A 9,318-nucleotide genomic window follows, 5' to 3' on the forward strand; every position below is an offset into this window, starting at 1 on the left:
TGCGGCAACCCGTTTCCGAAGCGTTTTTTCATGCATGATTTGCTCAAATTCGAGAAGCTCGTCTTCGCTTGCGAGCGATTGGCCGAGCGCAACCCGCGCGCCTATCGCATCCGCGTCTTCCTGCTGGCGACGCTCGGCTTCGCCTTCATCGCCGCGATCCTGCTGCTTTCGGCCGGCGCGGGCCTGCTGCTGTTCTACGATGCTTTCGCGCATAATCACCTTGTTATCATCAAATTCGCTTTGATTCCGACCGTGATCGCTTGGCTGCTGTGCCGTTCGCTGCTTGTGCGGATAGAGCCGCCGCAGGGCGTCGAGATCACGCGCCAATCCGCGCCACGATTTTTCTCGCGGATCGACGAGGCGCGCGCGAAGCTGATGTCGGCGCCCATTCATCGCGTCGTGGTCGATGTCGGCAGCTTCAATGTCGGGGTGATGCAGGTTCCGAGCTTCGGCGTGTTCGGTCGACCGCGCAATCATCTCGTCATCGGCCTGCCTTTCCTCGAAGCCGTGACGGTCGAGGAATTCGATTTCGTCCTGGGCCACGAGCTCGGTCATCTCTCTAGCAGGCAGACGCGCTTTCGAAATTGGATCTATCGCGTCCGCCAAGCCTGGCCGCGCATTCTCGCGGCGTTGTCCGGCGGACGGAACATCATGAGCGGCGTCTTCACGCGTTTTCTGAATTGGTATGCGCCCTATTTCAACGCCTATAGCTTCGTGTTGGCGCGCGCCAATGAATATGACGCGGACCGCGCCGGCGCGGAGGTCGTGGGAGCCGCCGTCGGCGCGCATGCGCTTTTGGCTTCGGACGTGTTCCACGACCATCTCCAGAACGAATTTTGGCCCGCCTTGTTCCGCGAGGCCCGGGCCGATAGCGAGCCGCCGAGCGATCCTTTCGCGCGCTCTCTGCAGGCGCTGCGGCGAATCTCGCCCGCCGAGATCGACGCTTCGATGCGGCGCGTCCTCGCGCGTCGGACCTCGCTGGCGGACACACATCCTTGCGTCGCCGATCGGCTGCAGGCGCTCGGCGAGAGGCCGCGGCCTCCCGAGGTTCTTCAGCGCTCCGCGGGCGAGGCCCTGCTCGGAGAGCTGCGCGAGCGTCTCGTCGCCGAGGCCGATGCGAAATGGTCGAATGCGATAAGGGAGCAATGGGCGCAGGCGCGCGAGCGTCATCAGAAGCTCGCGGAGCGCGTATCCGAATATAGCGGCGGCGTCGACGCGCTCGATGAGAGCGGATTGCTCGACTATGCGGCGCTGATCGAGGAGGCCGAGGGACGGGAGCGGGCGCGGCCCTTGGTCGAAGCGGCTCTGTCGCGCCAGCCGGATCACGCTCCGTCGCTCTTCATGCGCGGAAGGCTGCGGCTCGCCGATGGCGACCATGACGGCGTTCTGGACATAGAACGCGCGATGGAGCTGTCGCCCGACGCGCGAGAGCCGGGGTCGCGCATTCTCGCCTCCTATTTCCTCGGTCGCCGCGACATCGAACGGGGCCTCCGCTATGTCGAGACGGTGCAGGAGGCGGATCAGCGCAGGAGCGCGGCGGAAGCCGAGCGTTCCAACGTCCTGCCGACCGATGATCTCACCGATCATGGTCTCGGCGCCGTCGAACTCGAGCGTCTGCGCGCGACGCTCGCCGATCTTCCCGTCGCCAGCGTCTGGCTCGTCGGACGGGAACTGAAGCTTTCGCCCGGGCTCAGATGTTATGTCGCGGTCGTCGCTTTCGCCCGCAAGGTCGCGGCGACTCAGGAGCGGTTGAACGCAATTCTCGACGCGATGCCCGAAGACGGGTTCAAGATCGTGACCGTCGCGGATCCGAAGGGCGCGGTGACGCGAAAGATCGCGGCGATGGAGGGAGCGCTCGTCTATGGAAAGGCGCGCGATTTTCGCAGCTGGTCCGACATTGTCTGGGACGCGGCGACCAATTGGTCGCGCCGGGCTTTCGGATCGGCGCGACGACATCCGGCGAAGGCAGCCGGCGCGTTGGCGGTCGCGCTGCTTCTGGCGGGATATGCGCAGTTCCGGCATGACCCGAGGGCGCGCTTCGCCTATGCGACGCTGCTGATCGATCTCGGCGCCGCCGGAGCGGCCGAGGCGCAGCTGAATCTTCTTCTCGGAGAGGACGGCGGTCTCGACGACAATCGCTTTCCCGATTTGGAGAGCCGGGCGCGACTGACTTTTGCGGAATTGCTCGTGTCACGGTCGCGTGACCGCGAAGCGCGGGAGATCGCTCTGCCGGCATGCCGATGGCGAATGCCGGATGCGCTGAAAGCGCGTCGGGACGCGCTCGGCTTCTGCAGCCGCCGCTGACGTCTTCCATCGAGAAAGGCGACCGTGCGCCTCGCCGGCGCATCTGCGTCGGCGAGACCTGAGTGAGGCGGGGCTGCGCAAGAAGCGAACGCTCGCAGGCCCTCCAATGACTGTCCGAAGTCACATATTCGCGAAAGCGGTGATCGCGGCAGTGACGGCGGCGCAGGTCGCGACGATCGATAGGATAGCCGTAATCGTGTTCATGAGCGCTTTCCCCATTTTGTTCGTTCGTCGTTATGGGGACGAGCGCGCCGCTCCTAGCGGGCGCTCGCCCTGGGTCGACGGCTCACGATAACACGCCCTGGTCCACTTTGCGACATTTTGTCGCGCCGCAGATTCAGCTTTTGTCAAAATTTCTCGCACCATGGCCGTAGCTCGACCTCGAAGGACCAGGCGCTGCGCTTTTGGCGCAGGAGATCGACATAGGCGTCGGCGATGGCGTCCGGCTCGAGCGTCGCATCGGCGGGATCGACGCGGCCGGCGTCGCGAATCACGCCGTCTATGACGATATGGGCGACATGCACGCCCTTCGGCCCCAATTCGCGCGCCGCGCTCTGCGCCAGCGCCCGCAGCGCGAACTTGCCCATGGCGAAGGGGGCGGAGATCGCATAGGCTTTCAGGCTCGAGGTCGCGCCGGTGAAGAAGAGCGCGCCGCGTCCGAGCTTCTCGAAGCGCTTGGCCGCTTCGCGCGCGACCAGAAACCCGCCGAAGGCGTTGACGTCGAAGGCGCGCCGCACCGCCTCTGGATCGAGCTCGGCGAGCGCGCCGCGGATGCGCGCGCCGGCGTTGTAGACGACGACGTCGATCTCTCCGAGCTTCGCCTCCGCCGCCTCGAACAGCGCCGCGACCGAGGCGGGATCGGCAGCGTCGGCGGCGAAGCCCTCGGCGCCGGTCGCCGCCGCAATGGGGGCGAGCCGCTGCGCGTCGCGGGCGACGACGCCGACCTTCAGCCCGGCGGCGGAAAAGCGCCGCGCCAGCGAGGCGCCGACGCCGGGGCCGGCGCCGATGATGAGCGCGGCGCGATAGGGAATATCGTTCATTTTTCGTCCTCGAGGCTCGGCCGCATGCGCGGCGAGGGTCATTCGTCGAAAGCGACGAAGCAGCGCAGCTCTATGCTCTCGCGTGGGCGGGCGTTCTGCGGCGTCGCCGGATCGTCGAAGGCGGTGTGAGGCGAAAAGCGCGCCACATCGGCGCGGGAATCGTAGCATTTGAGCAGCAGGACCTCGCCGCGGCGCATGCGCGGATAATAGAACCAGCGCTGCTGCGGCGAATAGGCGAGGGCGTAGGTCTCGCCGCGCCGGTCGCGGAAGACGAGATCGCAGGCGACGAGATCGCCGGGCGCGACGCTGCGGGCGTCACAGACGGCGAGCGGCGCATCCTCCACCGGGCCGAACAAGGGCCGCCACACATTGATGATGGCGAAGCGCGGGCGAGAGAAGCGCTCGGCCGCATCTCCCATAATCTCGCGCAGCCGTTTGGGCGCGGATTGGAGCGTCTGATCGACATGCGCGCGGCCCACGGGCTCGCGCGGCGTTCCGTCGACGGAGCGCCGAAAGCTCAGCGGGCCGGGGCGCATCCGCTTGCGCAGCGTATGGTCGTAGATATGGACCTCGCGCGCGCCGAGCGCCCGCTTCAGCAGCGCCTCGGTCTCGGGATAATAGACCGCGCGCAATTGCGCCTCGTTCCAGAAATCCTCGACCATCGTCGGCGCCGCGAGGAGCTGGAATCCTTCGCGATCGATGGCGGCGTCGGCGGCGTGGCGACGCGCATCGGCGATGCTGGTCTGCTGCGGCAAATATTCGCCGCTCTGCCAGCCGGCGCCCGGCGGCGGCTCGAATGTGTAGGAGACCGGCTTTGTGTCGGTCGGCTTCAGATAGAAAAGCTCGGCGATCGTCGCCGCGCTGTCGGCCGGAGCGCCGGAACGGCTCGTCTCCATGCTCGTCGCCTTCGGTGGGAAAAAAGCGCCTCGCGCGCCTCGCCGGATAAATCTACCAGTCTGGTCGAAATATTCAACGGGGCGCGAGGTCGGAGTCGACGGTGACGATGTTGCGGCCGCGCGATTTGGAGACATAGAGCTTGGCGTCGGCGCGCTGGATCAGATTCTCGGCGTTCTCATTGGGCGCCAGCTGGGCGACGCCGAAGGAGGCGGTGATGCGGCCGATCGGCGCGCCGCCCTTGATCGCCCATTTCTTGGTCTCGAATTCGGCGCGAATGCGCTCGGCCGCCATTTTCGCCTCGGCATAGGAGACGGCGGGCATGATGATCGCGAATTCCTCGCCGCCATAGCGCGCGACCGTGTCCTTCTCCTCGACATGCTTGGCCATCGTCCTGGCGAAATTCTTCAGCACCTCGTCGCCGATGAGATGGCCATGGCCGTCGTTGATCTTCTTGAAATTATCGATGTCGGCCATGATGAGGCTCAAGGCGCTCGCCGTCGAAGCCGCGAGCTTCGCCTCGCGCGCAAGCGTTTCGTCGAAATGGCGGCGCGTGAACACTTGCGTCAGCGAGTCGCGGACATTGAGCTCCTGCGTCTCGGCCAGCTCGGCGCGCAATTGCGTGATCTGCCGCTGCGAGTCCTCCAGCTGGCGCTGATGCTCCTCGGTCTCGCGCAGCATCTTCTGATTTTCGGCGATCAGCAGCACGATGGCGGCGCGGATCTGATCCGGGCTCGTCGTCGCGGTGATTTCCTTGTGGCCTTTCGCGAGGGCGGCGGAATAGGTCTTGTTGCTGTCGAGATGCGAGCGCACCAGAGTGAGAATCGTGCCGAGCTCGCCGTCGATCAGCCGCCGCGTCTTGGCGAAATCCTCCGGCGCTCCCGTCGCTGCGGCGCCGTCGCGTCCCGAGCGCGTGACGATCTCCACGACGCGCGGCGTTCCCATCACGACGCCGATGAAGGAGACGGAGATCAGCGCCAGATTGCGCGCCAAGGCGAGCGGCTCATGGGCGATGCGCAAGCGCTCGCCGGAGGCGCCCACGATTGTCGTCTCCCAATTGTCGAGCGACCATGACCAGAGCGAGGAAGGGTCCGGCGCCGAGAAAAAGCCGGCCCGGCTCAGAGCGAACACGCCTGCCGCGGCGACGAGCGCGCAGCCCGCGACCAAAGCCCAGCTTCTCGTAGCGAGTTTCATCTTGGTCCGTCTCTCCCGTCTCGGCCGGCGAGACAATTCTATCCGCATCGTCTCGCCGGCAGGAAAAACATGCTCGCCGACGGGACGCGAATCAGAAAATGCCCGGAAACTATTTTCCTCTCTCCTCGGCGCGCGTCCATAGCGACGTTCGCGCCGGCGCGCGAAGCCTTTCGAGCGGGAGAGGACGTTTTTTTGAGGAAACGGCGGCGGGCCGGCCGGGCTCAGACGCCGCGGCCGCTCTCGTCCATCGCGACGCGGCGCGCGTCGGTGAGCGCCTTTATGGCGAGGCCGCAAATGGCGAAACCCGCCAAAATCAGGATGGCGGCGTCGAGCCGGGAGACGCCGACGTCATTGGTCTCGTCTATTCCCATGGCGTGGGCGGCGAAGGGCCAGAGCGCCATCAGCAGTCGGAACTCGGTCGCGCCGAGGCCGATATAGGCCATTTGCTGAACGTGGCGGACGATCGCGCGAATATAAGTATAGGCCGAGAAGAGCAGATAGCAGATCAGCACGACGAAGGCCGATTCGATCGACAAGAAGGGCGAGAGGCCGAAGGCGACGATCAGCAATATTTGGGAGAAGAGATCGAATGTGTGCTCGACGAGGCCGAGCCGCGGATCGGCGCTCTTGCGATGCAGCGCCAGCCGTCCGTCCAGCGCCGCGCCGAACCAGTTGAGAAAGACGCCCAGCGGAATCAAAGGCATCCACAACGCCGACCAGCGGCAGCCGACGAGCGCGACGGCGGCCACGCAGGCGCCGAACAGTCCGATGCGCGTCAGCTGCAGAGGCGTCACCGATTCGGGCAGCTCGATCACGAGCGCGCGCAACAGCCGTTGCTCGGCCGGAGCCAGGAAGCTCTGATGATGGTGATCGGCGGTCTTCATGAGCGACGCACTCCGCGGTTGCCTCCGCTCGATCGTTTGCGCTTCGGACGATTTTTGTATTGTCGCATATCGTCGGCGGCGCGCAAGCCCGAGCGAGAGCCGCCGGCCTTAAGCCAAGCGTTAACCTTTCGAAAGGCATAGTGCTCGCGAAAATGGCGAGGACATGACCGATGGCGAGAGCAGGCTCGGCGCGGGGCCGGAAACATTCGCCCCTATCCTATGACGAAGCGGCGGCGGCCGCGCGTTGCGCGGCGGCGCGGCGGCGCGTCATTTCCATGTCTTATAGCGCCAATTCGGCTCATCTCGGCTCCTCGCTCGGCGTCGTCGAGATTCTCGACGCCGTGCTCGCCGTCTCCGATCTGCGTCCGGCGACCGCCAGCGCGGCGGACCGCGATCGCGTCATTCTCTCCAAAGGCCATGCGGCCATGGCCTATTACGCCGCGCTCGAGCAATATGGCCTCGTCGCGCCCGGCCTTCTCGACGCCTATCTGCAGAATGGCACGCCGCTCTGGGGGCATGTCGGCCTCACCGAGGCGGTCCCCGCCATCGACGCCACCAGCGGCTCGCTCGGCCATGGCCTGTCGCTGGCGGCGGGTTTTTCGCTCGGGCATCGGCTGCGCGGAAGCGCCCATCGCGTCTTCTGCATTCTCTCCGACGGCGAATGCGACGAGGGCTCCACCTGGGAGGCGGCGCTCTTCGCCGGCGCGCGCAAGCTCGCCTCGCTGACCGCCATCGTCGATTACAATCACATTCAATCGCTGGCGCCCACGCGCGAGGTGATGGACCTCGAGCCCTTCGGCGCCAAATGGCGCAGTTTCGGATTTGAGACGATCGAGCTCGACGGCCATGATTGGGCGGCGCTGGTCGCGGCGCTGGAGCAGCCTTCGCGCGGACGCCCGCGCGTCATCCTCGCCCATACGGTGAAGGGCAAGGGCGTCGCCCGCATAGAGAACACGGTCGCCTCGCACTACAAGCCGGCGCTCGCCGCCGATCTGGAGCTCGCCTGATGCGCAAGCGGATCATCGAGCTCATAGAGGCGGACGCCAGCGTCGATCCCAGAATCGTCTTTCTCACCGGCGATCTCGGCTTTTCTTTCGTCGAGCCGCTCGAGCAGGCGCTCGGCGAGCGTTTCGTCAATATGGGCGTCGCCGAGGCCAATATGGTCTCGGTCGCCGCCTCGCTGGCCGCCGGCGGCTTTCGGCCCTTCGCCTATTCCATCGCGCCCTTCATGACGGCGCGCTGCCTCGAGCAGATTCGTAACGACATCTGCTATCAGCGCCGCGCCGTGCGGCTGATCGGCGTCGGCGCGGGCTTCTCCTACGGCACGCTCGGTCCGTCGCATCATGCGCTCGAGGACGCCACCATCATGGCGGCGCTGCCCGATCTCGTCGTCGCCAATCCGGGCAACGCCGCCGAGCTCGATCGCTGTTACGCGGCGCTGCTCGACGATCCGCGCCCCGCCTATTTCCGCATCGCTCGCGAGAGCGGCGCCTCTTATGGCGCGCCGATCTTCTCGCCGCAGACGGCGGCTTTCGCGGCGCGCCGCGGCGCCGATGTCACCCTGGCTGCGAGCGGCGGCTCGGTGACGCAATGTCTCGCGGCGGCGGAGATTTTGGCGGCGCAGGGGATCGAGGCCGCCGTCGTCAGCGTTCCGATCGTCCAGCCTTTTCCGGCGGAGGCTTTCGCCGCTCTGCTCACCGGCGCGCCGGTCGTCGCCGTCTTCGAGGGCTATCGCGGCAATCCGCTGTCGGTCGGCGTCATGGAGACGCTTCTCGCGCGCGGGATGGGCGAGGCCTTCGTCGATCTCACCGCGCCGCAGGCTTTCCCCAGCCTCGTCGGCGACACGGAGACGCTGCGCCGCCGCGCCAGGCTCGACCCCGCCGCCATCGCCGCTCGGGCGCGCGCGGTCGCCGGACGGGACGAGCGGCTTCTCAGCGGCCGGGCCTGACGCTTGCGCGTCTTTCTCACAGGCGGGACGGGCTTCCTCGGGGCGCAGGCGACCCGGCTCCTCGTCGAATCGGGACATGAATGCGCCGTTCTCCTGCGCGGAGAGATCGAAGCGACGCGGCTCGCGCCTCTCGTCTCCCGGCTTCATGCGATCCGCGGCGATCTCTTCGCGCCGGAGAGCTATCGCGAGGCCTTGACGAATTTCGCGCCCGACGCGCTTTTGCACAGCGGCTGGCGCGGCGTCGCCGGGGCGGAGCGCAATGATCTCGGCCAGCTCGACAATATCGTCGCCACGGGACGATTGGCCGTGGCCGCCGCCGACGCTGGCGCCCGCATTCTGATCGGCGTCGGCTCGCAGGCCGAATATGGCCTCCTCTCCGGCCGCGTCGCGGAAGACGCCGCGGCCGAGCCGACCACACTCTATGGAGTGGCCAAGCTGGCCGCCGGCCGGGCCCTGCTCGCAATAGCGGCGGAGCGCGGGCTGCGCGCAGCCTGGGGGCGCGTTTTTTCTCTTTATGGTCCCGGCGAGGCGCGGCCCTGGCTCGTGCCGTCGCTCATTCGCGCCTTTGCGGCGGGCCGTTCGCCCGATCTCACCGCTTGCGAGCAGATTTGGGAGTTCACCCATGTCTCCGACGCGGCCGCGGCGCTGCTCGCGCTGCTCGATCACGAGGCGAGCGGCGTCTTCAACATAGGATCGGGCGAGCCGACGCCATTGCGCGACGCTGTTCTGCTCTTGCGCGATCTGACGGCGCCCGGGGTCGCTCCGGGATTCGGCCGCACGCCCTATCGCCCGGATCAGATCATGCATCTCGAAGCCGATATCGACCGGATAAGCGCCGCGACCGGCTGGCGACCCGGCGTGTCCCTGGCGTGCGGCTTCGCCGAAACGGTCGAATGGTTTCGCGCCGGCGGCGGTGAAAATTGTTAACCATGGCCTGTAGCGAACGGGTCACAGCCGGGCGATAAAGGGTTGGCGTGGCGTGGAAGGCCTTGTCTTCGCCAAAGAGACAGGGTCATTTGGGCGCGCGGCGAAGCTCCGGGAGCGGCTCGGAGCA

The 9,318-nt window shown here is 66.6% G+C and carries 8 protein-coding genes; 4 read left to right on the top strand and 4 right to left on the bottom strand.

Going from position 1 to position 9,318, the window contains the following annotated elements:
* Positions 1–30 precede the first annotated feature (30 nt).
* Positions 31–2,304, top strand: a complete 2,274-nt coding sequence (locus ACT53T_RS12890; RefSeq protein WP_476161499.1) for a M48 family metallopeptidase — start codon at positions 31–33, stop codon at positions 2,302–2,304.
* A gap of 347 nt (positions 2,305–2,651) precedes the next feature.
* Here ACT53T_RS12890 and ACT53T_RS12895 read toward each other — a convergent pair whose 3' ends face one another.
* The 4 genes from ACT53T_RS12895 to ACT53T_RS12910 all read right to left on the bottom strand — a co-directional run bounded on the left by ACT53T_RS12895 (position 2,652) and on the right by ACT53T_RS12910 (position 6,316).
* Complete coding sequence (locus ACT53T_RS12895) at positions 2,652–3,344, bottom strand: SDR family NAD(P)-dependent oxidoreductase (protein WP_476161500.1); 693 nt, start codon at positions 3,342–3,344, stop codon at positions 2,652–2,654.
* Positions 3,345–3,382: 38 nt separating this feature from the next.
* On the bottom strand, positions 3,383–4,240 hold the full coding sequence (locus ACT53T_RS12900; protein WP_476161501.1) for a CmcJ/NvfI family oxidoreductase: 858 nt from the start codon (positions 4,238–4,240) through the stop codon (positions 3,383–3,385).
* Positions 4,241–4,313: 73 nt separating this feature from the next.
* Positions 4,314–5,432: a GGDEF domain-containing protein gene (locus tag ACT53T_RS12905; RefSeq protein WP_476161502.1), complete on the bottom strand. Its 1,119-nt coding sequence runs from the start codon at positions 5,430–5,432 to the stop codon at positions 4,314–4,316.
* A 221-nt stretch (positions 5,433–5,653) separates the two neighbouring features.
* Complete coding sequence (locus tag ACT53T_RS12910; protein WP_400767413.1) at positions 5,654–6,316, bottom strand: CDP-alcohol phosphatidyltransferase family protein; 663 nt, start codon at positions 6,314–6,316, stop codon at positions 5,654–5,656.
* A gap of 170 nt (positions 6,317–6,486) precedes the next feature.
* Between ACT53T_RS12910 and ACT53T_RS12915 the strand changes: the two genes are divergently transcribed.
* The 3 genes from ACT53T_RS12915 to ACT53T_RS12925 are packed head-to-tail and all read left to right on the top strand — an operon-like array spanning position 6,487 to position 9,191.
* The gene (locus ACT53T_RS12915; protein ID WP_476161503.1) at positions 6,487–7,323 is read left to right on the top strand and encodes a transketolase; all 837 of its coding nucleotides are present in this window, start codon (positions 6,487–6,489) and stop codon (positions 7,321–7,323) included.
* The gene (locus ACT53T_RS12920) at positions 7,323–8,264 is read left to right on the top strand and encodes a transketolase family protein (RefSeq protein WP_476161504.1); all 942 of its coding nucleotides are present in this window, start codon (positions 7,323–7,325) and stop codon (positions 8,262–8,264) included. The genes ACT53T_RS12915 and ACT53T_RS12920 overlap by 1 nt, the downstream gene beginning before the upstream one ends.
* Positions 8,265–8,267: 3 nt before the next feature.
* On the top strand, positions 8,268–9,191 hold the full coding sequence (locus ACT53T_RS12925) for an NAD-dependent epimerase/dehydratase family protein (protein WP_476161505.1): 924 nt from the start codon (positions 8,268–8,270) through the stop codon (positions 9,189–9,191).
* The last annotated feature ends 127 nt before the right edge of the window (positions 9,192–9,318 follow it).

The sequence above is a fragment of the Methylosinus sp. DMC45 genome (assembly GCF_056313885.1).

Coding starts and splice junctions, on each gene's coding strand:
- ACT53T_RS12910 (WP_400767413.1), bottom strand. CDS start 6,316: ATGAAGACCGCCGATCACCATCATCAGAGCTTCCTGGCTCCGGCCGAG.
- ACT53T_RS12900 (WP_476161501.1), bottom strand. CDS start 4,240: ATGGAGACGAGCCGTTCCGGCGCTCCGGCCGACAGCGCGGCGACGATC.
- ACT53T_RS12895 (WP_476161500.1), bottom strand. CDS start 3,344: ATGAACGATATTCCCTATCGCGCCGCGCTCATCATCGGCGCCGGCCCC.
- ACT53T_RS12920 (WP_476161504.1), top strand. CDS start 7,323: ATGCGCAAGCGGATCATCGAGCTCATAGAGGCGGACGCCAGCGTCGAT.
- ACT53T_RS12890 (WP_476161499.1), top strand. CDS start 31: ATGCATGATTTGCTCAAATTCGAGAAGCTCGTCTTCGCTTGCGAGCGA.
- ACT53T_RS12905 (WP_476161502.1), bottom strand. CDS start 5,432: ATGAAACTCGCTACGAGAAGCTGGGCTTTGGTCGCGGGCTGCGCGCTC.
- ACT53T_RS12915 (WP_476161503.1), top strand. CDS start 6,487: ATGGCGAGAGCAGGCTCGGCGCGGGGCCGGAAACATTCGCCCCTATCC.